This window comes from Nocardioides sp. YIM B13467 (genome assembly GCF_042788075.1).
In the GTDB taxonomy this organism is placed as follows: domain Bacteria; phylum Actinomycetota; class Actinomycetes; order Propionibacteriales; family Nocardioidaceae; genus Nocardioides.
This window is the reverse complement of record NZ_JBHZPJ010000046.1, coordinates 1,321,065-1,346,205: the sequence shown is the minus strand read 5'-3', so window position 1 is coordinate 1,346,205 and position 25,141 is coordinate 1,321,065. Positions and strand designations below refer to the sequence as shown.

Below are 25,141 nucleotides of genomic sequence, written 5' to 3'. Positions count from 1 at the left end.
GCCCCGGTGACAGGCGACTTCGACGTCGACCTGGCCAAGATGTACGCGATCGTCCTCGACGGTCCGCGTACGTCTCGGCTGTCCAGGCTGCGGTTCTGGCTCTTCGACTACGAGCTGCACTGCGTAGCCTGCTACCGCTTCGGACGCTGGGCGACCCGGCTGCGCACCCGCAACCGCCTGCTCGGCGTGCTCGCGCTGGGGGTCTACTGGTTCTGGAACCGGCGCAACATCCGAGTCCACCACGCCGACATCTTCCGGCGCGCCGACATCGGGCCCGGGCTGCTGCTCATGCACCGCTCGGGGATCATCGTCGGCCCGGCCGTGGTCGGCAGCAACTGCGTCCTCCACCAGAACGTCACCATCGGCCAGCGCATCGCCGACGGCGACCAGGGCCTGCCCACGATCGGCGACGACGTCTGGATCGGTCCCGGCGCGGTGATCACGGGTGCGATCACGGTCGGCGACGGCTGCACGATCTCCGCCGGGACGGTGCTGTCCAAGGACGTCCCGCCCCACAGCCTCGTCTGCGGCAACCCCGGCCGGGTCATCGCCAAGGACTACGACAACAGCAACATGATCAACTTCGTCGTCCCCAGCGGGGAGCGACCATCATGATCGCGAGCGTCGTGGTGCCGGCGCACAACGAGACCAGGGGGCTGTCGGAGAATCTGACGGCCCTGCTCGACGGCATCCCCGAGGGGGCCGTCGAGGTGGTGGTCGTGTGCAACGGCTGCACCGACGACACCGCCTCGGTGGCGCGGAGGGTCCCGGGCGTGCGCGTCCTGGAGATCGCCGAGGCCTCGAAGGCGCGCGCGGTCGAGGTCGGCAACGCCGCAGCGGTCACCTACCCGAGACTTCATCTCGATGCCGACGTACGCCTCGCCGGCGCCGACCTGCTCCGGCTGGTCGACGCGCTCGACGAGGCCGGGGTGCTGGCCGTCGCGCCCGGGCGCAGCATCCCGACCGAGCACTCCTCCTGGCCGGTCCGTGCCTACTACCGGGTGTGGCAGGCTCTCCCGGCTGTACGCAGCGGCCTGTTCGGCCGCGGGGCCTTCTGCCTCACCGCCGAGGGCCAGGCCCGGGTCGCCGGCGCCGGGGTGAGCCTGATGAACGACGACCTGGTCGCCTCGGAGCTGTTCACACCCGCCGAGCGCCGCGTCGTCACCGACGCGACCGTGGTCGTGCGGCCGCCGCGTACGGTGAAAGACCTGGTCAAACGGAGGATCCGCGTCGCGACCGGGAACGCTCAAGCCGATGCCCATGGTGCTCGGCACGGATCCACCTCGATCTCGGACCTCCTCAAGCTCGGGCTGCGTCAGCCGGCGATCGGACTTCGGGTTCCGGTCTTCATGACAGTCACCCTCGTCGCCCGGATGCTCTCCCGCAGAGCTGTCCGGACCGGCGACTACACCACCTGGTTGCGCGACGAGAGCTCGCGAGCCTGATCCGAGAAGGAGCACGACTGTGAAGCTGCGAACGGGACTGGCCGCGTTGCTCGGAGTTGTTCTTGTCACCCCTGTCATATCGCTCGTCACTGCGTCCAGCGCCAGTGCCGACCCGTGCGGGCCGGAGGGCAATGCGATCGCATGTGAGAACAGCAAACCAGGAAGTCCCGCGAGTGAATGGGGTATCACCGGCGCCGGTGACAGCTCGATCCAGGGGTTCGCGACCGACATCAGTGTCGACGTCGGCAACCGGATCGACTTCAAGGTCGACACCGACGCCTCGGCGTACACGGTCACGATCTACCGGATGGGCTACTACGGCGGTGACGGTGCCCGCCGGATCACCTCGGTGACCCCGTCGGCGAATCTGCCGCAGAACCAGCCGAACTGCTACCGGGACACCGCCACCGAGATCACCGACTGCGGCAACTGGGCGGTCTCGGCCTCCTGGAACGTGCCGGCGACCGCGGTCTCGGGCGTCTACGTCGCCAAGCTGGACCGCGCCGACACCAACGAGTCGAGCCACATCACCTTCATCGTCCGTGACGACGACAGCACTTCCGACGTCGTCTTCCAGACCTCGGACACCACCTGGCAGGCCTACAACAACTACGGCGGGTCCAGCTTCTACACCGGCGGTGGGAACGGCCGGGCCTACAAGCTCAGCTACAACCGACCGTTCTCGACCCGCTCCGGCGGGACGTCCCACGACTTCTTCTTCGCCAACGAGTACCCGCTGGTGCGGTTCCTCGAGCGCAACGGCTACGACGTCAGCTACATCTCCGGGATCGACACCGACCGTCGTGGCGGGCTGCTCACCAACCACGAGACCTTCCTCAGCGTCGGGCACGACGAGTACTGGAGCGGGCAGCAGCGGGCCAATGTCGAGGCCGCCCGCGACGCGGGCGTGAACCTGCAGTTCCTCAGCGGTAACGAGGTCTACTGGCGGACCCGCTACGAGGCCTCGAAGGACGGCACCAACACGCCCTACCGGACCCTGGTCACCTATAAGGAGTCCTGGGCGCAGGCCAAGCTCGACCCCGCCCCGGAGTCGACCGGCACCTGGCGCGACCCGCGCTACACCCCCAAGAGCCTGGGCGGCGGGAAGCCGGAGAACTCCCTGACCGGCACCATCTTCATGTCCAACCTGACCGACCTGCCGGTGACGGTCAAGAAGTCCCAGGGTGGGCTGCGACTGTGGCGCAACACCGGCCTGTCCGGGATGACCGCCGACCAGACCGAGCTGGCGCCACACACGGTCGGCTACGAGTCCGACGAGGACCAGGACAACGGGTTCCGACCACCCGGCCTGATCCGGATGTCGGAGACCACCGGGTTCATCGACAACCAGTACATGACCGACTTCGGCCGGACCACGGGCGACGGCACCACGACCCATGCCCTCACGCTCTACCGGGCCGCCAGCGGCGCGCTCGTCTTCGGCGCGGGATCGGTGCAGTGGACCTGGGGCCTCGACTCCGAGCACGACAACCCGTACCACGACGAGACCGCCGACCGCCGGATGCAGCAGGCGCAGGTGAACCTGCTGGCCGACATGGACGCCCAGCCGACGACGCTGATGAGCGGTCTGGTCGCGGCGACCAAGACCACCGACACGACCGGTCCGTCGGTCGCCATCACGTCGCCGGCTGCCGGCTCGACACAGCCCAACGGCACCAAGGTGACGCTCACCGGCACCGCGACCGACACGGGCGGTGGCGTGGTCGCAGGAGTCGAGTACTCCCTCGATGACGGCACCTCGTGGCACCCGGCCACGGGGACGACCGCCTGGTCGGTGACGTACGTCCAGCCCGGGGTCGGCAGCACCCCGATACGGGTCCGCGCCGTCGACGACAGCGCCAACATCGGCACCGCCGTCAACCGCAGCTTCAACGTGACCTGCCCGTGCAGCATCCTCGGTCAGCGGGAGGTGCCGACGACGTGGAACGCCGTCACCAGCCCGGCGACACCGTCGGCCAACGACGGCGGCGCCGCCGAGCTCGGCCTGCGCTTCACCCCGCAGGCAGACGGGTACGTCGCGGGCGTTCGCTTCTTCAAGGGCGCCGGCAACACCGGCACCCACGTGGGCTCCCTGTGGAGCAGCAGCGGCGAGCGGCTGGCCCAGGTCACCTTCACCAACGAATCGAGCGGCGGCTGGCAGTCGGCGACGTTCAGCCAGCCGGTCGCGGTCGCCGCGGGGGCGAGATACACCGTCTCCTACACGGCTCCGGCCGGGCACTACGCGGTGGCGCCATGGGCGTTCGCGGCGCAGGGGTTCGAGGCGTACCCGTTCGAGGTCGAGGGCGGCTACGGGGCCGCTCCGGCGGGGGTCTACGCGGGTGCCGGGCAGTTCCCGGCGAACTCGTACCAGAACCCCAACTACTTCGTGGACGTGCTGTTCACGACCACGGACAACTCGCCGCTGACCGCCACCAACCAGTGGCCGCTGGCCGACTCCTCCTCGGTCCCGCGCAACACGACGGTGAGCGCCAGGTTCACCAAGCCGGTGGTCGCCTCGACGGTCGGGCTGCGCCTGACCGACTCCCTCGGCAACGTGGTGGCCGGGTCGACGGCCTATGACTCGACGACCAGGACGGTGACCTTCACTCCGTCGGCCAACCTCGCCGGGTTCGTCACCTACACCGCCACGCTCTCGGGGCAGGACAGCGGTGGGACGGCGATCTCGACCGGGAAGACGTGGTCGTTCCGTACGGCCAAGCCGCCGGCTACGGCAGGGGTCTGCCCGTGCTCGATCTATGACGAGGACGCCACGCCTACGGTCCTCCAGGATCCGGAGAACGCGCAGCTGACGCTGGGCGTCAGGTTCCGCGCCGACGTCGCCGGCACCGTCACCGGGGTCAAGTTCTACAAGGGCGTCAACAACGCCGCCCCGCACACGGGCACCCTGTGGTCGGCCAACGGCGCGGTGCTCGCCCAGGGCACCTTCACCGGCGAGACGACCAGTGGCTGGCAGACGCTGACCTTCACCGAGCCGGTGCAGATCCAGGCGAACACCGACTACGTCGCCTCCTACCGCACCAACGGCTACTACTCGGCCACCCCGAACGCCTTCGCCTCGGCCGACCTGTCGAAGCCGCCGTTGCGGGTGAGCTCGACGGCAGGGGCGTACGCCTATGGCACCGGCTTCCCGGCGGCGACCTCGCCCTCGAGCTACATGGTCGACGTCGTCTTCGAGAAGGGCGCGCCGTCGCTGACGATGACCTCGCGCAGCCCGGTTCCCGGGGCCGTCGAGGTGCCGCGCTCGACCAACGTGGTGGCGTCGTTCTCCTCGGCGATCAGTTCCGGCTACTCGATGTCGGCGACCTCGGGCGGCCAGCCCATCCAGGGGACGACGACGCTCGGCAACTCCGGGACGACGCTCACCTTCGACCCGACCTCTCTGCTGCCCGCATCCGCGGACGTGACGGTCACGATCAGTGGGGTCACCTCGACCGAGGGGGCGAGTCTGCCCACGCAGACCTGGACGTTCCGGACCAGATCCGCGGAGACACCGTCGAGTCAGACGCTCTTCGGTGACGTGGTGCCTGCGGTCGAGGCCCAGGACGACAGCTCTCCGGTCGAGGTCGGGACGGTGTTCAGTCCCACCCGAGACGGGCGGGTGACGGCGATCCGGTTCTACAAGGGAGCCGGCAACGGCGGCACCCACGTCGGGTCGCTGTGGAGCTCGACGGGCCAGCGGCTCGCCCAGGTGACCTTCACCGGCGAGACCGCCTCCGGCTGGCAGCAGGCCACGCTGTCCAGTCCGGTCGAGGTGCAGGCAGGGGTGTCGTACATCGTCTCCTACCTGGCTCCGCAGGGGCACTATGCGACCACGTCGCAGTTCTTCGCGACGCCGTACTCCTCGGGTGACCTGACCGCTCCGGCGGGCAACAACGGTCGCTATCTCTACGGGGCCGCGGGCGGGTTCCCGCAGTACACGTTCGGGTCGACGAACTACTTCGCCGACGTCGTCTTCGAGCGGGCGGGCCCGACCATCTCGGTCACCGAGCGGGTTCCGGACGCGGGCACGACCGAGGTGGCGACCTCGGTGAACCCGTCGATCACCTTCTCGACAGCGATCGCGACCGGCTGGAACATGTCGGTAACTGCCAACGGGTCCTCGGTGGCGGGTTCGGCCGCGCTGAGCAGCGACGGACGTACGCTGCGCTTCACCCCGTCGGCGGCGCTGCCGTCCGGGGCGACCGTGTCGGTGACGGTCTCGGGGGTGGTCTCGACCGACGGGGCGAACCTGCCCACGCAGACGTGGTCGTTCACGACTGTCCCGGCCGTCGTGACCGAGGTGTCGCTGTTCACCGGGGTGACTCCGCAGAACGCGTCGACGCTCGACATCATGCCGATCGAGGTCGGCACCGCGTTCTCGACGTCGGTGGCCGGCACGGTGACGGCGATCCGGTTCTACAAGGGCTCCGGCAACAGCGGCACCCACACCGGCTCGCTGTGGAACTCGGCGGGCACCCGGATCGCCCAGGTGACCTTCACCAACGAGACCGCGACCGGCTGGCAGACGGCCACGTTGCCGACACCGGTCGCGCTCACGCCGGGGGCGACGTACGTCGTGTCCTACTACGCCCCGAACGGGCGCTACTCCTCGACGCCCGCCGCCCTGACCCAGTCTCGGACGGTCGGCCCGCTGACCGCTCCGGGCGGAGCCAACGGCAGGTATCGGTACGGGTCCGGAGGGGGGCTCCCGAACCGATCCTGGAACTCCACGAACTACTTCGTGGACGTGAGGTTCCGCCCGGCGTCGCCGTAGGCCGGCTGAACGGTCCCTAATTGAAGGGATAGGTGGGGCGAGGCTCTTCGGAGCCTCGCCCGCGCCGATTTCATGGTCGTCATGACTGATGGGGATCCGCTCGGCGTGGCAGTGGTCGGGGCCGGTTACTGGGGGCCCAACCTGGTCCGCAACTTCCGGAACGCACGGGACTGGTCGCTGGTCGCGGTGGTCGACCTGGACCTCACGCGGGCACGGGAGGTGATCGGCGGCGGCACGGACGTGCTGGCCACGACCGACCTCGACGAGGTGCTCGCGCGCGAGGACGTGGACGCGGTCGCGATCGCGACGCCGGCGGGCACGCATCGGCAGCTCGTCGAGCGGGCGCTGCGGGCCGGGAAGCACGTGCTCGTCGAGAAGCCGCTGGCCGACGACGTGGAATCCGGGCGGAGCATGGTCGAGGCCGCCCGCGCCAACGATCTCGTGCTGATGGCCGACCACACCTACTGCTACACGCCGGTCGTGCAGAAGATCCGCGAGCTGATCGAGGACGGGTCGCTCGGCGAGATCCTGTTCGTCGACTCGGTACGGATCAACCTCGGGCTGGTGCAGCCCGACGTCGACGTCTTCTGGGACCTGGCCCCGCACGACCTCTCCATCCTCGACTTCATCCTGCCCGGAGGGTTGCGCCCCACCGGGGTCGCCGCGCACGGCGCCGACCCGCTCAGGGCGGGCAAGTCCTGCGTCGGCTATCTGACCCTGCCGCTGGAGGGCGGGGCGATGGCCCACGTCCACGTCAACTGGCTCAGCCCGACCAAGATCAGGCAGATGGTGATCGGCGGGAGCCGGCGTACGTTGGTCTGGGACGACCTCAACCCGCAACAGCGGCTCAGCGTCTTCGACCGCGGCGTCGACCTGGTCCAGCAGAGCGTGGACATCGCCGACCGCGCCGCCGCGACCATCTCCTACCGGCTGGGCGACACCTGGGCGCCCGCGCTGCCCGAGTACGAGGCGCTCGCCCGGATGGTCGGCGAGTTCGCCGAGGCGATCCGGCAAGGCCGTACGCCGCGCACCGACGGGGCCGCCGGGCTCCGTGTCCTCTCCGTCCTGGAGGCGGCCCAGACCAGCCTCCGAGCCCGTGGCGCCCTCGTCGAGGTGGCCGCCGAGACCCCGACCCTGGAGCTGATCCGATGACCTCTCCCGACCTCACGAAACTGAACGGTGCGAACGTTCTGGTCACCGGAGGTGCGGGCACGATCGCCTCCACCATCGTGGACCAGCTCCTCGACGCGGGGGTCGCGCACGTGGACGTGCTCGACAGCCTGATCCGGGGCCGCAAGGCCAACCTCGACGACGCCCTCGCCACCGGTCGCGTACGGCTGGTGGAGGGCGACATCCGTGACCGGGACCTGGTCGGCGACCTCACCGCCGGCAAGGACCTCGTCTTCCACCAGGCCGCCATCCGGATCACGCTGTGTGCCGAGGAGCCCCGGCTGGCCAACGAGGTCCTCGTCGACGGCACCTTCAACGTGGTCGAGGCCGCCGTGCAGGCACGGGTGGACAAGCTGATCTACGCGTCCTCGGCCTCGGTCTTCGGGCTCGCCGAGGAGTTCCCGACGCCGGAGGGGCACCACCACAACAACAACGACACCCTCTACGGGGCCGCGAAGTCCTACAACGAGGGGCTGGTGCGTTCCTTCCGGGCGATGCACGGGCTCGACTACGTCGGGCTGCGCTACTTCAACGTCTACGGGCCCCGGATGGACGTCCACGGCGCCTACACCGAGGTGCTGGTGCGGTGGATGGAGCGGATCGCCGACGGCAAGCCGCCGCTGATCTTCGGCGACGGGCGCCAGACGATGGACTTCGTCTGCGTCCCCGACATCGCCCGCGCCAACATCCTGGCGGCCGCCTCGGACGTGACCGAGGGCGTCTACAACATCGCCTCCGGCACCGAGACCTCGCTGCTGGAGCTGGCCGAGGCGCTGCTGCGGGCGATGGACTCGCCGCTCGGCGTCGAGCACGGTCCGGAACGAGCGGTCAACGGGGTCACCCGACGGCTCGCCTCCATCTCCGCGGCCCGCGATGACCTGGGCTGGGCCCCGACGATCGGGCTCGAGGAGGGGCTGCGCCAGCTCGTCGAGTGGTGGGCGCCGCTGCGCTCCGAGATCGCCGCGGGGCGTGCCCTGAGCGGGGGTATGTCGTGAGCCGCGTCAACGTCATGCAGCCCTGGCTGGGCGAGGAGGAGGTCGAGGCGGTCGCCGAGGTGCTCCGCTCCGGCTGGGTCGCCCAGGGGCCGCGCGTGGCCGAGTTCGAGCGCCGCTTCGCCTCCTCGCAGCAGGCCGCTCACGCGGTCGCCACCTCGAGCTGCACGACGGCGCTCCACCTGGCGCTGGTCGTGGCAGGGGTGAGTCCCGGTGACGACGTCGTCGTCCCGTCCTTCTCGTTCATCGCGACCGCCAACGCGGCGGTCTACGTCGGTGCCCGGCCGGTCTTCGCGGACGTCTCGCCGGTCACCGGGAACCTCACCGCGGCGACCGTCCGAGAGGCGCTCACGCCGCGGACGACCGCGGTGATCGTGGTCGACCAGGGCGGGGTGCCGGTCGACCTGGACGCGATCCGGGAGGTCTGCGACCCGCTCGACATCATGGTCATCGAGGACGCCGCCTGCGGTGCCGGGTCGACCTACCGAGGTCGTCCCGTGGGCGCAGGAGCGGAGATCGCTGCCTGGTCCTTCCACCCGCGCAAGATCCTCACCACCGGCGAGGGCGGGATGCTGACCACCTCGCGCGGCGACCTGGCCGAGCGGGCGCGCAGGCTGCGCGAGCACGCGATGAGCGTCTCCGCCGCCGACCGGCACGCCAGCCTGGTCTCGCCGCCGGAGTCCTACGACGAGGTCGGCTTCAACTTCCGGATGACCGACCTGCAGGCCGCGGTCGGCCTGGTGCAGCTCGACCGACTGCCCGAGGTCGTCGCTCGGCGCCGCGAGCTGGCCGCCGTCTACGCGAAGTCGGTCGCCGAGATCGGCGGGCTGCGGGCCGTGGCCGACCCGACGTGGGGCACCTCCAACTTCCAGTCGTTCTGGATCGAGGTGGGGTACCCCTACGGGCTGGACCGGGAGGGGCTGCTGAGCGCCCTGGCCGAGGCCGGCATCTCGGCGCGACGCGGGATCATGGCGTCGCACCGGCAGCCTGCGTACGCCTCGCCGTCACTCAGCCTCCCGGCCACCGAGCACCTCACCGACAACACGCTCATCCTGCCGCTCTTCCACCAGATCTCGGACTCGGAGCAGGCGCGGGTCATCGACGTACTCCGGCAGGGGGGAGGACGTCGATGACCACGCTGGTTCTCGTCGCGGCCAGCGGGCTCGCCGGGGAGGTCGCGGCGGCGGCGGAGTACGACGAGATCGTCGCCGTCGACGACGACCGCGAGTGCTGGGGCCAGGTGATCGGCTCGGTCGACGGGACCGGCGGGGTCAAGGTCATCGGGCCGGTCGAGGTCGTCACCGACTGCGGTGACGACCTGGTCATCTGCGCCGGGGCCGGGTCGACGCGCCGACGTCTCCACAACCGGCTGATCGGCTACGGGGTGGCGCCGGAGCGCTACGCGACCATCGTCCACCCCGCCGCCTCAGTCCCTCCGGGCTGCGAGCTCGGTGCCGGGACCGTGCTGCTCGCCGGAGTCGTGCTGACCGCCGGCGTACGCGTCGGGCGCCATGTCGTCGCGATGCCCAACGCGGTCCTCACCCACGACGACATCGTCGGCGACTACGCGACCATCTGCGCCGGGGTGACCCTCGGCGGCGAGGTCGTGATCGGTGAGGCCGCCTACCTCGGGATGAGCTCCTCGGTGCGTCAGCGCACGACCGTCGGAGCAGATTCCGTCCTCGGCATGGGAGCGGTCCTGCTCAGCGACCTGCCCGCCGGGGAGACCTGGGCCGGAGTGCCCGCCCGCCGTCTCAATTCACGTCAGGAGCTGATCTGGTGAAGGTGCCGTTCGTCGACCTCGGGTCGCAGCAGTCGGAGATAGAGGACGAGGTACGCCTCGGGCTGGACCGCGTCTTCGAGCGCACCGCCTTCGTGGGCGGGCCGGAGGTGACCTCGTTCGAGAACGCGTATGCGGCCTATGTTGGTGCCGACCACTGCGTCGGCGTCGGCAACGGGACCGACGCGCTCGAGCTGGCGATGCGGGCGGTCGGGGTGCGGCCCGGTGGCGAGGTGATCGTGCCCGCCAACACCTTCATCGCGACCGCCGAGGCGGCCAGCCGGATCGGGGCCGTACCGGTGCCTGTGGACGTCGACGAGGAGCACCTGCTCATCGACCCGGCCGCGGTCGAGCGTTCCCTTACGCCGCGGACGCAGGCGATCGTGCCGGTGCATCTGTTCGGGCAGACCGCGTTCGTGGAGCAGCTGCTCCCGCTCGCGTCCGCGGCGGGGATCCCGGTGATCGAGGACGCGGCTCAGTCTCAGGGCGCCCGCCGACTCGGTCGCGCGAGCGGCTCGCTCGCGACTGTCGCGGCGACCAGCTTCTACCCCGGCAAGAACCTCGGCGCGGCCGGCGACGCCGGCGCGGTGACGACCTCCGACCCGGAGATCGCGCGGATGGTCCGGCTGCTCGCCGCTCACGGCTCGGAGACGAAGTACGTCCACGAGGTCGTCGGGATGAACTCCCGTCTCGACACGGTCCAGGCCGTCGTTCTGTCTGCGAAGCTGGCGCGGCTGGAGAAGTGGAACGAGCTGCGTCGGCAGGCCGCCGACCGCTACCACGCTCTTCTCGACGGGGTGCCCCGTCTTCGGCTGCCTTCGTCCGCGCCGGGAAACGTCGACGTCTGGCACCTCTTTGTCGTCCGGGTCGCCGACCGTGACCGGGTGCTCGCGGCGCTGCTGGAGGCCGGGATCGGGACCGGGATCCACTATCCGTTCCCGGTGCATCTGACCGCTGCGTACGCCTCGCTGGGGTTCGGCGAGGGCTCCTTCCCGGTCGCGGAGCGGGCGGCGGGCGAGATCCTGTCGCTGCCGATGTTCCCGCACCTGAGCCCGGAGCAGCAGGAGTACGTCGCCGAGGTGCTCACTGCGGCGGTGAGGCATGGGTGAGGTGCGTACACCGGTCTCGATCGTCTGCGTCTACAACGACCCGGCGGTGCTGGAGTCGTGCCTGGCGGCCTCCGTCAAGGCCGGCCAGGGTGCATCGCGGCAGACCGAGGTGATCCCCGTCGACAACGTCTCGGGTGCGTTCGCCAGCGCCGGTGCGGCGCTGAACCACGGCGCCCGGATGGCACGCAACGAGGTCGTCGTCTTCGTCCACCAGGACGTCTACCTGCACTCGCTGCCGGCGCTCGAGGCCGCCGCCGCGACCCTCCTCGCCGACCCGGCGATCGGCGTTCTGGGCGCGGTCGGGGTCGACCATCGCGGGGAGGTCGTCGGGGCGATGCGTGACCGGGTCGTCCCGCTCGGCCGCTCCACCTCGGTCCCGGTCGACGTCGACTCGCTCGACGAGGTGCTCTTCATGGTGACCCGTTCGCAGGTGCTGCGCGAGCCGCTCTCCGAGTCGCCCGACCTGGCCTGGCACGCGTACGCCGTGGAGTACTGCCTCCGCATGCGCGCCTCCGGCCGCCGCGCCGCCGCCGTCGACATCCCGCTGACCCACAACAGCATGACCACCAACCTCGCCCGCCTCGACGTCGCGCATCGCAGCGTCGGCCACACCTATGCCGGTCTGGTTCCCGTCCGCACCACGTGCGGCATCGTGGCCGGTGAGCACGGCGCTGCGACCACGTCCTGGCCCGTCCGGCGCGCCCGGGGCGCGCGGACGTTCTGGGGCGAGTCCGTCCGCGCCCGCCGGGTGAGGCGCTCGCTGCGCGGAGTCCCGCAGGATCGGGGCCATGCTCGCCAGGTGGTGCTCGCCGACATCCGGCTGCTCGTCGACGACGTCGCCCGGCTCGCCGGCAGCTCCTCGATCCGCGTCATCGACCCCTCCCGCGACGGCACCGTCGGCGAGGCCGAGGGCCTCGAGCGCAACGGCCTCGCCTTCTCCGCCGCCACCCTCCGCTGGCCCGGCGTCGTCGCCGCCGTCGCCGCCACCACCCCCGACCAGCTCCTCCTCGTCGCCGGTCTGCGGCCCGAGGAGACCGCCCCCCTCGCCGCCACCACCACCGGCCCCTACGTCGTCGGCCTCGCCCGCGACACCGGCCTCTGGCTCCTCCTCGGCGCCGACCCGGCTCCTCTCGCGCCGCTGTGGAGCCGTCCGCGCAACCGGCCGTTCTTCGTGGGGTGAGGGGGTGCAGGGATACCCGGTTAACCGGGTATCCCTGTACTTCTCAGGCAATGCAATGCCAGAGAAGTACAGGGAATGCCAGAGAAGTCAGCCCACCTCAGTCGTGCGCAGGGCAACGCGCGGAAACATGGGCGACTGAAAATGTCGGTGGCCGTCGGCAGGATGCAGAGCATGACACTCTCATTCGACGATTCTCGGCTCACTCCGATCGCCCTTCGCAAGGAGCTGCTCGGCAACGGGCATAGCGACAGCTCTCTGGCACAGGCCCTACGTACGGGAGCACTCGCGAGGCCTAGGCGCGGCGCCTACGTGGATGGGAGTCTCTGGGAGGGGCTTTCGGAGGAGGATCGGTACGCAGTCCGCTGCCGTGCGGCGTACCGGCAGTCGAAGACCGATGTGGTCCTATCGCACGTCTCGGCCGTTCCCTTCCGTGATGGGCCGCTGTGGGGTCTGGATCTCGCGGAGGTGCACCTGAGTCGTTCGGACCATCGCACCGGCCGGCGCGAGGCGGGCGTACGTCAACACAGCGGGAAGCTTCTCGAAGCGGATGTCGTGACGGAGAACGGTCTTCTACTGACCTCGCCGGAGCGAACGGCCGTGGAGGTGACGACCGTGGCTCCCATGGTCGCGGCTCTTGGCGTCGTCAACGATCTCCTGCATCGGAAGATCACGACCCTCGAGCGTGTGAAGGCACGCTATGAGCTCTCGATGGAGCATTGGCCGAACTCGCTGTCGACCCAGGTCGTGCTGCGACTTGCTGACCCACGCATCGAGTCGCTCGCTGAGTCGTTGTTCGTCGGCGTCGCGTGGCTGCAGAGCCTGCCGATGCCGATCCCGCAGTACGAGGTGACGGACTCCGAGGGGAAGACTCGGCGACTCGACTTCGCGCTTCCAGAGTTCGGGGTTTGGTTCGAGATCGACGGCAAGGTCAAGTACGAGCGGCCTTATCGGATCGGGGAGACAGCGACTGACGTGGTTCTTCGGGAGAAGCGCCGCCAAGAGCGGATTGCCGAGGCGACCGGGTGGCGGTGCATGCGCATCTCGTGGGCCGATCTCCAGGATCCGGTACGCCTGGCCGCTCGGATCCGTGCCTTCCTCGAGTCCGCCGTGACCACCCAGGTGTGGAGGAGTGCCTGAGGTCTCCGCCGGCCGCACTGAGTGGCGGGGGAAAGCCTCCGCAGTCACACGCGTCACAGCGCTCAGGCAATTCCTGCACTTCTCCGGTGTTGCATTGCCAGAGAAGTGCAGGAATACCCGGTTAACCGGGTATTCCTGCCGGCCGGCGGCGCAGCCGCGCCCGAACCGCAGCAGCGGCCCACTCGGGGGCGAGGTCGCGGACGCGGCCGGCGCCGCCGCGGCGGGTCTGGCGCCACATGGAGATGCGGTCGGTGAGGGGCATCGCGCCGAGGAGGCCGGCGGTGATGTCGGCGCCGGTGCGGCTGAACGGGTTGGTCGCCTGGACGGAGACGGTGAGCAGGTCGAGGTGGCCGCGGCCGCGGACGGGGGCGAGCAGGTCGTCGCCGAGCCGCTGCGGCGTGAGGTAGAGCGACTCGGCGTCGGCGACCCAGCCGGGGCCGGTGTGGCACTCGAGGATCGCCTGGGCGGTCGCACTGCCGCGCGAGACCCGCTCACGCGGCCGGCGGACCAGGTCGAGGAGGGTGTCGCGCAGCTGGTCGGCGCTCTTCGGACGCAGCATCAGGTGGTCGATCCCAGGAGAGTCGGAGCCCCACACGGCACACTCGGGTCGGTGGCCGCGGAAGGTGACGACGGGGTTGCCGAGGCCGCCGGACTCGAGCAGCGAGGTGAGCCCGGCGAACGGGAACGAGTCGAGGTAGACGTCGGCCGCGTGGTGGAGCGGAGCCACGTCGGTGAGCATGCCGACGGCCTGGATCCGTCCTGACGTACGCCGCGCCAGCCCGGCCCACGGCTCCGACTCCGGGTTGGGCCCGGCGACCCGCCACTGCAGGCGGGGTTCGGCGGCCACGGCGGCCTCGACCGCCGCCAGGTAGGTGTCGCCGCCCTGGAACTTGCTCGAGTCGGCCGCGGTGACGACCAGCACGTCGGAGGCGCGTACGTTCCACTGCGGCTTCGCGGTCTCGCGGCGCTTGGTCCGGCCGCGGACGGACAGCGGCCGGTTGCGCACGATCGACCGTTCCATCGGCAGGCCGCGACGGTGCTGGGCGAGGTCCTGGCCGCTGCGGCGCAGGTGGACGACCCGGTCGTAGGCCCGCACCCCGACCCAGAAGACGTGGTCGGTGTTGTCGATGTAGACCACGGGCGGCAGGTCGCGGCGGTCGGCGAAGGCGAGCGCGGGGACCACGTCGAAGGGGTGGCAGTGGGAGACCACCAGGTCGGCGGTCGAGGCGAGCGCACGCAGCCGGGCGGCGCGGTGGAGCAGGCTCCCGGGTGTGGTGTCGAGCATCGTCAGGCTGACCCGGTCCCCGAGCCGGGAGGAGATCTTGGCCGGCACCGGCGAGGTCATCTGCCGGGTCGCGACGATCTCGTGGGAGCGGTCCGCGAGCTGGTCGGTCCAGCCGGCGATGATCTGAGTGTGCCCGCCGCTCTGGTACATCTGCGTGACCACGTGCAGCGTGCGCCGCGGCCGGGTCGGCACCGGCACGGACGGGAGCGAGCGGCCCAGCTCGGTGAGCAGCAGCTCGAGCGGCTCGTACGCGAACCAGCCGGTGTGGTTGCCCCAGGCGAACTCGGCCGCGGCCTGGGCCAGGGCGGCCGCGCGCTGCGGACGTCGCCTCGCGGCGGCTGCCGCGGCGGCGTACATCTCCTCAAGGGTTTCGTGGTTGTCGTCGAGACGGTCAGACATGGACGTCCTCGTTCAGTGTCGTGGAAGGCTCACCGGGGGTGGGGGAGCCAGCGCCGGAGCGGAACCAGCGCACGTCCTCGCGTCGGCGTCGCAGCAACACCGCCCACACGGCGGCGAGCACCAGGCCGGTGACCGCGCAGGTCACCCAGACCGACGGCTGCGCGACGCGCATCCCGACGGCCGCTGCCCAGACGGCGAGCGCGCCGAGAGCCGGCAGGGCGGCTCCGGCGGCGAGGCCGCCGAGCCCGACCCCGGCCCGCGCGAGATAGAAGAGGTGCAGCGGCAGGATGACGACGAGCCCGACCGCGAACGTGGCCAGCCCGACGCCGCCGACACCGTCCCACGCCGCCCCCGCAAGCAACGCCGGCACCAGGGCGATCAGCCAGACGATCTGGATCGTCATCAGGCTGCGCGTCGAGCCGGCGATGACCAGGAAATCGTAGGCGAGCTCGAAGGAGATCCGCAGCACGGCCAGCGCGCCCAGCCAGAGGAGCGGTGCCGCAGCCGCCTGCCAGACGTCGCCGTAGACGAGGCCGATCACCTCCGGTGCCAGTGCGGCCAACGCCGAGCAGCCCGGGAGCGTCACGGTCAGGACCAGCGCGGAGAGGCGGGTGAAGGCGTGCCGCATCCCGGCCGGGTCTCGCTGCAGCCGGGCGAAGATCACCGGCGTGACCTGCCGCAACGGTCGAGACAGCATCGTGACCGGCCAGCTGGAGAGGTTGAAGGCGACCACGTAGAACCCGAGTGCGGTCGCACCCAGCATGCTGCCGATGACGATCTGGTCGGCGAACCCGACCGCGAAGACCAGGATGCTGGTCACGGCCAGCGGGGCGCCGAAGCGAAGCAGCGTGACCGCGTGTGACCGAGAGAGACCCATCCGCCACGGCAGCGGCGACATCCGCAGGAACATCACGGTGGTGACGGATACGCCGAGAAGATGACCGATGACCAGGGAGTACGGACCGGCCCCGGCCAACGCGAGCCCGAGCATGACCGGGACCGCCACGATCGTGGCCATCTGGTCGATCAGCATCCGCTTGCCCTGCATCAGGTTGCGCTGCAGCAGCGCCGCGGGCGTCGCGGTGATCCCGCTGAGCACGACCGGGACGGCGAACATCGCCACCAGCACCGCCGCGTCCGGCTCACCCATCGCCCGCGCGTAGGGGCCGGCCCCGATCACCATCCCCGCGGCGATGAGCAGGCTCGCCACGACCGAGATCGTGGTCACCGTCGGCGCGATCTCGCGCGGGTCGTCCTTCCAGCGCACCACCGCGAGGCTCACGCCGAGCTCGTTGAAGCTCAGCACCGCCATCAGGGCGAGGAAGGCGACGGCGTACGTCCCGTAGCTCTCCGGCCCGAGCAGCCGCGCGACGAGGATGCCGACGACCATCGTGCCGAGCTTGGTCACCGCCGTGTTGGCGATGCTCCAGGCGAGGGCGGTGTGTGGGCGGGTCTCAGCCAAGGTCTGTCTCCGGCGGCGTCTCGGCCCGGCGCGCCTTGCGCCGAAGCAGGATCGGGTCGATGCGTACGACCAGGTAGAGGGTGGCCGCGGCGCCGAGCAGCCCGGAGACGGCGAACGCCCGCTTCGAGCTCCCGCCGACGGGATAGACGACAGTCGAGCCGGGGGCCTCCTTGGTCGTCATCCGGAACGCCTTGTCGACCTGGTACTCGTCCTGCACCCGGTCGAGCGCGGCCGTCATCTCCTCGACCAGCTGCTCCTTGCGGGTGCGCACGGTCTCCGGGTCGGAGCCGACGACCTCGATGATCAACCACTGGTCGGTGTAGTTGGGCGCCCACTGGCCGCCGGTGTCGGGCAGCCGGACGGTCCAGCCGTCGCGTACGCCCATCCCGATCAGCCCAGCATCGGTGGCGGTGAACTTCGGAATCTGCCGGGTGCCGACGACGAGCTTGCCGACCACGCCGGCGGTGATCACCAGGTCCTCGGAGGTCGCGCGCAGCGCGTTGGGGTACTGCGCGTTCTTCGGAGCCAGGAAGACCAGGTCCGTACGCGTCCAGTACACGCTTCGGTCCTGGCTCGCGTAGTTCGCGGCGGCGAGGGTGAGGATCGCGCCGACCACCACGATCGGCCATCGTCGGACCATCGCCCGCAGCAGGTCCCACAGCGCCATGGTCGGAACGCTAGGTCTGTCGAGGCCGGGTCCGCCCAGGTCAGCGGGGTCATCGCCCAAATCGGGTAGGACGCCCGGCGAGGTCGGCACGCGCCGATCCTGGCTGGGTACGTTCGGCCGCATGGTGTTGTCGGAGTTCGTCGGTGCGATCCGGCGACGTTGGTATCTCGCGGTGGTCGGCATCCTGCTGACCGGAGTGCTCGGCTGGAGCGCATCGGCCTTCGTGGCGCCGACCTACACCGCCCGGGGCCTGGTCCTGATGCTCCCCTCCAAGAACGCGGTCGGCCCCGGCGGCAACCCGTTCCTGGGGCTCGGTGGCCTCGACCTGCCGGCCCGGGTCGTGGTCGCCTACTACACCAGCGCGCCCGCCCAGGAGGCGATCGCGGAGGTCACCCCGGGCGCCGCGGTCACGGTCTCGATGGAGGAGTCCACGCGCGGGCCGGTGATCGCGATCGACGTCAGTGCGGACAGCGAGGCCAGCGCCATCGAGGCGCTCGACTTCGTCGCCGATTCCATCCCGGAGACCCTCGGCCGTCTCCAGGACGAGGTCAACGCGAAGGGCAACGCCCGGCTGCGCTCCCGGCCGCTCGCGCTGGACGAGACGGCCGCCATCGACGGCAGCGGTCCGCTGCGGGCGCGGATCATGGCCGTCGTGCTCGGTCTCGCGATGACCGCGGTGCTGGTCTACGCGATCGACGGGATCGTGCTGCGCCGACGCCTGGCCCGCGAGGAGCGGGCCGCGTCCCTGGCCGCGCAGGACGCCGCGTACGACGACGAACCCGACCAGTACGACCAGGACGACCGGGACGACCGGGGCGACCGGGGCGACGACCACGTCGTCCAGCGCCTCCACGGCTGAGGCAGGGAACGATGGCCGTACGCCGTGGTGTCGATGCGGTGACGTGGCTGAGCCTCTACACGTTCGCCGTCTTCGTGATCCCGTCCTGGCTGGTCTTCCGGCCGCTGGGCAGCGCCGGCTCGGTCTCGATGCTGATGGGGCTGGGCAGCTTCGCGATCTGGGTGCTGCTGAGCATCGGCCGGCCGCTGCCGGTGGACCGGCCCCCGCAGCCGATGCGGCTGGTCCTGGCGCTGTTCCTGTTCAGCGTCGGGGTCACCTATGTCATCGCGATGTCGCGTCCGATCAGCCGCGACGAGGTCAGCCCGGCCGACGTCGCGATCCTCGCGATGGTCTCTTGGGTGGGCACGCTGCTGCTCGCCGGCGACGCCATCCCGAGCATGGCCAGGGTCCATGTGCTGGTGTGGCGCCTGGTCGTGGGCGGCAGCTTCCTCGCGGTCCTCGGCCTGGCCCAGTTCTTCGCCCGGCAGATCTTCGTCGACCGGATCTCGATCCCCGTCCTGACCCCGATGACGACGGTCGAGCTGGCGATGCGCAACGGCCTCGTACGTCCCGCGGGGACCGCCCTGAGCCCGATCGAGTACGGCACCCTGATGGGGATGCTGGTGCCGATCGCGCTCCACGTCGGCTTCCAGCACCGCAACCTCAACCCGCTCGTCCGCTGGACCCCGGTGGTGTTGATCTGCATGATCATCGCCGCATCCTCGAGCCGGTCGGCCTACCTCGGCGCCTCCATCGCGGTGGCGGTCTGCATGATCGGCTGGTCGCGCAAGCAGCGCGCGATGGTGCTGGGGCTCGCGGTCGGCGGGCTGGGCCTGGTGTTCCTGGTCGCGCCCCGGATCATCAACTCGGTGACCGGCATGTTCGTCGGCGCCGAGGAGGACCCGAGCGTCACCTCGCGCACCGACAGCTACGGGGTGGCCTGGTTCTTCGTCGACCGCAACCCGTTCTTCGGGCGCGGGCTGGGGACGTTCCTGCCGAAGTACCGCATCTTCGACAACCAGTACCTCCAGATGATGGTGAGCATCGGGATCATCGGCGTGCTCCTCTTCGTGGCGTTCGTCGTCGCGACGTTCATCCAGCTCGCCAGGGTCTATCGCGCCTGCGAGGACCCGAAGACGCGTGACCTCGTCGTCGCGCTCATCGGCGCCGCCGCCGCCGGCTTCGCCGGGCTGGCCTTCTTCGACGCGTTCGCCTTCCCGATGACGATGGGCACGATCTTCCTGGTGCTCGGGCTGGCCAGCGCGGTCACCCGGCTGAACGCACCCTCACCATCTGCGAAGGCGCCACCGGATCGCCCCGAGGCCAGGGGCGAGGTCGCGCAGACCGTACGACCCGGGTGACCCGTCCCGTCAGCCCGAGCCCGTCCCGTCAGGTCGTGCAGGGCAGGTTGCGCACCACGACGGGCTGGCCGGCGGAGTTCAGCGTCGCGGTCGCGGCCTGCCACTGGGTGACCAGGCTGCACCTGACGTCGAGCGGCCCGAAGACCCAGCTCCGGTCGACCACGTACAGGTTCCTCACCGTGCCGGGCGTGCCGAGCCGGAAGGGGTAGCCGCCGCCGCTCACGATCAGGCCGTCGATGTCGACGGAGGTGTTGTCCTGGTCGGGGTAGAAGAACGGGGCGGTGCCGCCGCAGTTGTTGGTGTCGACGAAGTCGATGACCGTGTTCCGGACGGTGAGCGCCCCACCGCCGTAGCCCTGGATGCCGTCACCGTGCCAGTCGGTGCAGACGTCGGGCGAGACGACACGTACGTAGGAGTCGTGGATCGCGACGCCGCCGCACGCCGACTTCCCCTGGGCACGGAAGCCCTCCGGAACCTCGTCGATGAGTACGTTGCGCGCCGTGTAGCCGCCCGAGGTGACCGCGGGCCAGGCCTCGTCCGTCGTCGGGGCCGTGCCACGGACGATCTCGGAGTCCTCGATGACGAGACCGGTCGCGCAGGTGGCGCTGGCGTAGTTGACGATCACCGAGCCGACCGCCTGCACCCGGCGCAGGGTCACGTTCTTGGCGGTGACGTTGATCGTCCCGTTCGTCACGCGCAGGTCCTCGACGACTGCCCCGGGCGTACTGATCGTGTACGTCCCGGTCGCCGACCGCTTCGGCTGCCAGCCGTCCGGCAGCCCGGCCGAGGCGCGGGTCGGGAAGCCACCGGCGGGAGGGGCGGAGGTCGGCGATGGGGTGGACGTCGTCGGAGTGCTGGCCGGGGAGCCCGGGGAGGTCGACGGAGCTGTCGGCGAGCTCGCCGGCGCGCTCGGGCTGACGCTCGTCGAGGGGCTGGAGCTCTGGGACGGCGGCGCGCTGGAGGGCGATGCACTGCCGGACGGCGTCGGTGAGGTCGTCGGCTCCTCGCCAGAGCCGGCCGGCCGCACGACGACGTCGACCTGGTAGTTGGTGGCGCGGTAGGTCGAGCGGGGGAACTCGCCCGGCTGGTAGGTGTAGACACCCGCGTTCGTGCCGGCCGACAGCGGACCGTTACTGATCGAACGGTCGAAGAAGTGCTCGTCGGTCGAGTAGTGACCACCGGGTGCGGTGTAGGAGACGACGTAGGAGCGGCCTGGCTCGAGACGTACCGGCCGCTCGAGCGTGGCGACCCGCAGGCCGTCTCCGGCCGCGCCGCCGAGCTGGACGCGGGCGAGAGCGCGGCCCCGTCCCGACCACAGGGTGGCCTGGTGCGGGCCGTGGTTGTCCGGGCCCAGGTACACCTGGACCGCGACCGCCTCGACCGGCTCCGAGGTCCGGAACCGCAGCCCGAGCTCGACGGGCCGGGAGTCGGGGTCCGTCAGGACCGCGGGGACCGCGTCGTCGGGGAGAAGGCTGACCGTCTCCGGGTGCGCCGTCGCCGTGCCGAACGCCCAGAGGCCGCTGCCGGCGATGAGGGTGACCAGGACGCTGGCGAAGGCGGTACGCCGCCACCGGGTGGTCCTGCGGCGACCGTGGGGAGGTCGGTCGATCCGTCGTCGATACGTGCTGGGGGGCATGCTGTGGGAGGGCATGAATGCACCTGTTCGTATGGGATACCGCCGAAGGCATCGACACTACGTTTGATCCGTCCGGCACAGACACCCCCAAAACTCGGTATCTATGGCCGGTTTTCCAGCCCCAGGCGTCACTCGCAGGGTAGGTCGCGGATCGGAACCGGCTGGCCCGCTGAGTCCATTGTCACCACGGCCGCGCTCCACTCGGTGACCACCGAGCAGTCGACGTCGAGCGGGCTGTAGACCCAGCTCTGGTCGACCACGTAGAGGTTGCGGACCGGCCCCGGCATGCCGTTGCGGAACGGGTAGCCGCCGCCCGCCACGACCAGGCCGTCGATGTCGACCGAGTCGTTGCCCTGACCTTCGGGGTTGAAGAACGGGGCGGTGCCGTGGCACTCGTTCTTGACGTCCAGGACCATCACCGTCCGGCGTACCTTGACCTTGCCGCCGCCGTAGCCCTGCAGGCCGTCGCCGTGCCAGTCGCTGCACACGTCCGGCGAGGTGACCCGGATGAAGGAGTCCTGGATCCCGATGCCTCCGCAACGCTCCTTGTTGGAGGCACGCAGCCCCTCGGGCACCCCGTCGATGACGACGTTGCGCACCGTGTAGCCGCCCGCGGAGACGGCCGGCCAGGCCTCCTCGGTCGTCGGGGCGCTGCTCCGGATGAAGTCGGAGTCCTCGATCAGCAGCCCGGTGTTGCACTGGTCGTTGTAGTCGTTGACCACGACCGAGGCGATCGCCTCGACGCGGCGCAGGGTGACGCCGGGCGCGGTGACGTAGATGACGCCGTTGGTGATCCGCAGGTCCTCCACGACCGCTCCGCGATGCCGGATCCAGAAGTCTCCGGTCGCGGTGCGCTTCGGCTTCCAACCGGCGGGAAGACCCGCCGACTCACGGGTGGGGAAGCCCTTGGCAGGGGGCGCGGCGGTGGTCGAGGGCTGCGTACGCTCCGGGGTCGCCGACGGCGCGGGCGTCGGTGTCGACGGAGTCGACGAGACCGTCGGGCTCGGGTCGGCGGAAGGGGTCGGGGAGGGGGACACGCTCGCGGGTGGCTTGACCGTCGGCAGCGAGTCGGAGCCGACGTTGCGTACCTGGCCCGAGTTGGGCCACAGGAACCAGGTCATGGCGACCAGCAGCAGAGCCAGCCCACCCAGGATCGCGATCCGCCGGCGCCGGCCTGGCTTGGTTGGCATGTGTTCGCACCCGTTCGCGTCTCGATGGCCATTGTCTTGTCGGCACTGTTGTGTCGACACTGCCCGACCTCGTGGTCGGGGGCATCCTTCAAACTGGTTACTTCTCTCAGGCCGACGCAGAGGTTCAGCGCAGCCTCTTGACCAGGCCCGCAGCCTGACGTTCCACCCTCCTGGCGATGCCCTGCCCGGTGAGGATGTGGCTGCGTACGCTGGCCCCGTCGTCGTCCGCGGTGATGCTGAACCTCGGCTGCAGCCAGGCTCCGGCCACCGCCTGGGCGCGGTCGCTGGTGTAGACGTGCTCGTAGCTCAGGCGGCGCAGGTGACGCAGCGTGGCGCGGTCGTAGCGGCCCAGCGGGAGCGCCGCCTCGTCCACCGTCTCCCCGGCCGCCATGGTGATCTGCTCGCGGGCCAGGATCAGCTCGCGGCGTACGCCCGCGGCATCGAGGCCGCGCCAGCTGACGTGGTCCATGCCGTGGGTGCCGATGCGCATGCCCGCCACCCGGAGGAGCCGGACGTCGAGGCGGTCGACGCTCCCCGGCTTCCCCAGCCGTCCGGCCAGCACGAAGAAGGTCGCGCTCAGGCCGCGGGCCTGCAGGCCCGGCAGTCCGATCGCGACGTCGGAGTGGTTGCCGTCGTCGAAGCTGATTCGCACCTCGGGGCGGCCGGCGACGGCATCGAGGATGTCCTCGTAGGCGTCCTGGCTGATCCAGTAACGGTCCTCGCCCGGCTCCAGCTCGCGCTCGGGCTCGCCGATGCCGTGGAAGCAGATGTTGGTCACGTGGGCGGGCATGTCCTCCACGCTAAGGATCCGGAGGCCGTGTCCGGCCGACCTTTGCGAAGGCCTACCTCATACGGGGGATCTGCGGTCGGAAGGCGGGTCCGGCGGGGGTGGACGCCGTCAAGACTCACAGGTGTGTCGCTCCCGATCCGCACCATCGCCGTCGTGGTGGTGACCTACAACAGCGCTCACCTGCTGGCCGATCTCGTCGGCTCCCTGCCGGGTGGGCTCGCCGGTCTCGGGTGGCGGCTGGTGGTCGCCGACAACGCCTCCGCCGACGACACCGTGGCGACCGCGCGCCGCCTCGCGCCGGACGCGATCGTCGTCGAGACCGGTCGCAACGGCGGCTACGCCGCCGGGATCAACGCAGGTGTCGCGGCCGCGTTCGCCGCGGATCCGGACGTCGACGCGGTGCTGGTGCTCAACCCGGACGTACGTCTCGAGCCGGACTGTGTCGTGGCGCTCGCCCGCGAGCTCGTGCCCGGGGTCGGTGTCGCCGTGCCTCGGCTGGTCGACGCCGAGGGCCGGCTGATCGAGTCGATGCGTGGCGCCCCGAGCCTGGTGCGTGCCTTCGCGGACGCCGTGGTCGGCGCCAACCGCGCCGGCCGGGTCCGGTGGGCGGGGGAGATCGTGGCCGACCCGGCGGAGTACGAGCGCGGTCAGGACACCGACTGGGCCGAGGGGTCGACGCAGCTGATCAGCGCCGAGTGCTGGCGCGCGTGCGGCCCCTGGGACGAGTCCTACTTCCTCTACTCCGAGGAGACCGAGTTCCACCTGCGCGCTCGCGACCGGGGCTTCCGGGTGCGGTTCGTGCCCGCGGCCCGCGCTGTGCACCTCGGTGGCGAGTCCACCACCTCGCCAGGGCTGTGGGCACTTCTGGTCGCCAACCGGGTGCGGCTCTTCACGGTCCGCCGCGGGCGGGTCCAGGGTGCTGCGTACTGGTTGATGGTGCTGGCCCGCGAGTGCAGCCGGGCGCTGCTGGGGAAGCAGACCTCCCGGCGTGCCGTACGCACGCTGGTGAGCCCTCGCCGGATGAGCGCCCCGCGTGGGCCCGAGTGGGTGGCGAGCGCATGAAGGCCGTGCTCGCTCCGATCACCGCCGAGGACCTTCCGGCCGTCTCGACGTTCCTGCACGAGCAGCTCAACCCGCGGGTGCAGGAGCTGGAGTGGACCCGGGCGCTGCGGGTGCCGTGGGACGTACCCCAGCCCAACCACGGGTTCTTCCTCGCCGAGGGGGAGCGGGTGGTCGGGGCCTATCTCGCCTACTACTCCGAGCGGAGGGTCGGCGCGGAGACGCTCCAGGTCTGCAACCTGGGCGCCTGGTGCGTGCTCGACAGCCACCGCCATCAGGGACTGCGGCTGCTGACCACGCTGCTCAAACAGCCCGGCTACGAGTTCACCGACTTCTCGCCCTCGGGCAACGTGATCGCGCTCAACCGGAAGCTCAAGTTCACCGACCTGGACACGACCACCTCGCTGGTGCCGGCGCTGTCGCCTGGCACCGTGCTGTCCGGGCGGCGCGGGGTGCGGGTGAGCAGTCGTCCCGACGTACTGGACTCGGTGCTTCAAGGTGAGGAGCGGGACCTCTATGCCGACCACCGTGCCGCGGCGGCGGCCCTTCACGTGGCGCTGAGCACGGGCTCCGAGCATTGCTACGTCGTGGCCCGCAAGGACACGCGCAAGGGCGTACGCGCCTTCGCCTCGGTCCTCTACGCGAGCAACCCGGAGCTGCTGCGGCGGCACGCGCCGCGGCTGGCCTCGCACCTGCTGACCCAGCACGGCGCCGCGGCGACCCTGGTCGAGCACCGCGTCGCGGGCGGGGCACCGAGCGGTTCCTACCGGCTGTCGCGGTCGCGGCCGAAGATGCTGCGCAGCGACGCCCTCGACCCGGCGCGGGTCGACTACCTGTACAGCGAGCTGACATGTCTGGAGTGGTGAG

General features: G+C 70.6%; 20 protein-coding genes. 14 read left to right on the top strand and 6 right to left on the bottom strand.

Annotated elements, in window-relative coordinates; genetic code table 11:
- Window positions 1–6: 6 nt before the first annotated feature.
- The 10 genes from ACFX43_RS13610 (at window position 7) to ACFX43_RS13565 (ending at window position 13,587) form a co-directional block, all read left to right on the top strand.
- Window positions 7–615 (top strand): serine O-acetyltransferase, encoded by a 609-nt coding sequence (locus ACFX43_RS13610; protein ID WP_378822496.1) that lies wholly within the window; start codon window positions 7–9, stop codon window positions 613–615.
- Window positions 612–1,445 (top strand): glycosyltransferase, encoded by an 834-nt coding sequence (locus ACFX43_RS13605; RefSeq protein WP_378822485.1) that lies wholly within the window; start codon window positions 612–614, stop codon window positions 1,443–1,445. The genes ACFX43_RS13610 and ACFX43_RS13605 overlap by 4 nt, the downstream gene beginning before the upstream one ends.
- A 19-nt stretch (window positions 1,446–1,464) precedes the next feature.
- Window positions 1,465–6,219: a DUF4082 domain-containing protein gene (locus tag ACFX43_RS13600; RefSeq protein WP_378822474.1), complete on the top strand. Its 4,755-nt coding sequence runs from the start codon at window positions 1,465–1,467 to the stop codon at window positions 6,217–6,219.
- An 81-nt stretch (window positions 6,220–6,300) separates the two neighbouring features.
- Window positions 6,301–7,371: a Gfo/Idh/MocA family protein gene (locus ACFX43_RS13595; protein WP_378822467.1), complete on the top strand. Its 1,071-nt coding sequence runs from the start codon at window positions 6,301–6,303 to the stop codon at window positions 7,369–7,371.
- The gene (locus ACFX43_RS13590; RefSeq protein WP_378822458.1) at window positions 7,368–8,384 is read left to right on the top strand and encodes an NAD-dependent epimerase/dehydratase family protein; all 1,017 of its coding nucleotides are present in this window, start codon (window positions 7,368–7,370) and stop codon (window positions 8,382–8,384) included. Before ACFX43_RS13595 ends, ACFX43_RS13590 begins: the two co-directional genes overlap by 4 nt.
- Window positions 8,381–9,514, top strand: a complete 1,134-nt coding sequence (locus ACFX43_RS13585; RefSeq protein WP_378822452.1) for a DegT/DnrJ/EryC1/StrS family aminotransferase — start codon at window positions 8,381–8,383, stop codon at window positions 9,512–9,514. The genes ACFX43_RS13590 and ACFX43_RS13585 overlap by 4 nt, the downstream gene beginning before the upstream one ends.
- Window positions 9,511–10,164: an acetyltransferase gene (locus tag ACFX43_RS13580; RefSeq protein WP_378822448.1), complete on the top strand. Its 654-nt coding sequence runs from the start codon at window positions 9,511–9,513 to the stop codon at window positions 10,162–10,164. The genes ACFX43_RS13585 and ACFX43_RS13580 overlap by 4 nt, the downstream gene beginning before the upstream one ends.
- Window positions 10,161–11,270: a DegT/DnrJ/EryC1/StrS family aminotransferase gene (locus ACFX43_RS13575; protein ID WP_378822442.1), complete on the top strand. Its 1,110-nt coding sequence runs from the start codon at window positions 10,161–10,163 to the stop codon at window positions 11,268–11,270. The genes ACFX43_RS13580 and ACFX43_RS13575 overlap by 4 nt, the downstream gene beginning before the upstream one ends.
- Window positions 11,263–12,450, top strand: a complete 1,188-nt coding sequence (locus ACFX43_RS13570; protein WP_378822439.1) for a glycosyltransferase — start codon at window positions 11,263–11,265, stop codon at window positions 12,448–12,450. Before ACFX43_RS13575 ends, ACFX43_RS13570 begins: the two co-directional genes overlap by 8 nt.
- A 612-nt stretch (window positions 12,451–13,062) precedes the next feature.
- A complete protein-coding gene (locus ACFX43_RS13565) occupies window positions 13,063–13,587 on the top strand; it encodes a hypothetical protein (protein ID WP_378822429.1) in 525 nt (174 codons plus the stop codon).
- 121 nt (window positions 13,588–13,708) lie between these two features.
- Here the strand turns inward: ACFX43_RS13565 and ACFX43_RS13560 are convergent, their stop codons facing one another.
- The 3 genes from ACFX43_RS13560 to ACFX43_RS13550 are packed head-to-tail and all read right to left on the bottom strand — an operon-like array spanning window position 13,709 to window position 17,400.
- Window positions 13,709–15,271, bottom strand: coding sequence for a hypothetical protein (locus ACFX43_RS13560; protein ID WP_378822423.1), 1,563 nt, complete (start codon window positions 15,269–15,271; stop codon window positions 13,709–13,711).
- A complete protein-coding gene (locus ACFX43_RS13555; protein WP_378822415.1) occupies window positions 15,264–16,733 on the bottom strand; it encodes an oligosaccharide flippase family protein in 1,470 nt (489 codons plus the stop codon). The genes ACFX43_RS13560 and ACFX43_RS13555 overlap by 8 nt, the downstream gene beginning before the upstream one ends.
- A complete protein-coding gene (locus ACFX43_RS13550; protein WP_378822410.1) occupies window positions 16,726–17,400 on the bottom strand; it encodes a hypothetical protein in 675 nt (224 codons plus the stop codon). Before ACFX43_RS13550 ends, ACFX43_RS13555 begins: the two co-directional genes overlap by 8 nt.
- 121 nt (window positions 17,401–17,521) lie before the next feature.
- On the opposite strand from ACFX43_RS13550, the gene ACFX43_RS13545 reads away from it, so the two are divergent.
- Window positions 17,522–18,259: a hypothetical protein gene (locus ACFX43_RS13545; RefSeq protein ID WP_378822406.1), complete on the top strand. Its 738-nt coding sequence runs from the start codon at window positions 17,522–17,524 to the stop codon at window positions 18,257–18,259.
- Between the two features lie 11 nt (window positions 18,260–18,270).
- The gene (locus ACFX43_RS13540) at window positions 18,271–19,599 is read left to right on the top strand and encodes an O-antigen ligase family protein (RefSeq protein WP_378822399.1); all 1,329 of its coding nucleotides are present in this window, start codon (window positions 18,271–18,273) and stop codon (window positions 19,597–19,599) included.
- A gap of 28 nt (window positions 19,600–19,627) precedes the next feature.
- Here ACFX43_RS13540 and ACFX43_RS13535 read toward each other — a convergent pair whose 3' ends face one another.
- The 3 genes from ACFX43_RS13535 to ACFX43_RS13525 all read right to left on the bottom strand — a co-directional run bounded on the left by ACFX43_RS13535 (window position 19,628) and on the right by ACFX43_RS13525 (window position 23,215).
- Window positions 19,628–21,235, bottom strand: a complete 1,608-nt coding sequence (locus tag ACFX43_RS13535) for a DUF4082 domain-containing protein (protein WP_378822393.1) — start codon at window positions 21,233–21,235, stop codon at window positions 19,628–19,630.
- 128 nt (window positions 21,236–21,363) lie between these two features.
- Complete coding sequence (locus ACFX43_RS13530; protein WP_378822385.1) at window positions 21,364–22,425, bottom strand: hypothetical protein; 1,062 nt, start codon at window positions 22,423–22,425, stop codon at window positions 21,364–21,366.
- Window positions 22,426–22,549: 124 nt separating this feature from the next.
- Complete coding sequence (locus ACFX43_RS13525) at window positions 22,550–23,215, bottom strand: polysaccharide deacetylase family protein (RefSeq protein WP_378822378.1); 666 nt, start codon at window positions 23,213–23,215, stop codon at window positions 22,550–22,552.
- A 123-nt stretch (window positions 23,216–23,338) separates the two neighbouring features.
- On the opposite strand from ACFX43_RS13525, the gene ACFX43_RS13520 reads away from it, so the two are divergent.
- Both ACFX43_RS13520 and ACFX43_RS13515 read left to right on the top strand, forming a co-directional pair.
- Window positions 23,339–24,277: a glycosyltransferase gene (locus ACFX43_RS13520; protein WP_378822372.1), complete on the top strand. Its 939-nt coding sequence runs from the start codon at window positions 23,339–23,341 to the stop codon at window positions 24,275–24,277.
- Window positions 24,274–25,140: a hypothetical protein gene (locus ACFX43_RS13515; RefSeq protein ID WP_378822367.1), complete on the top strand. Its 867-nt coding sequence runs from the start codon at window positions 24,274–24,276 to the stop codon at window positions 25,138–25,140. Before ACFX43_RS13520 ends, ACFX43_RS13515 begins: the two co-directional genes overlap by 4 nt.
- The last annotated feature ends 1 nt before the right edge of the window (window position 25,141 follow it).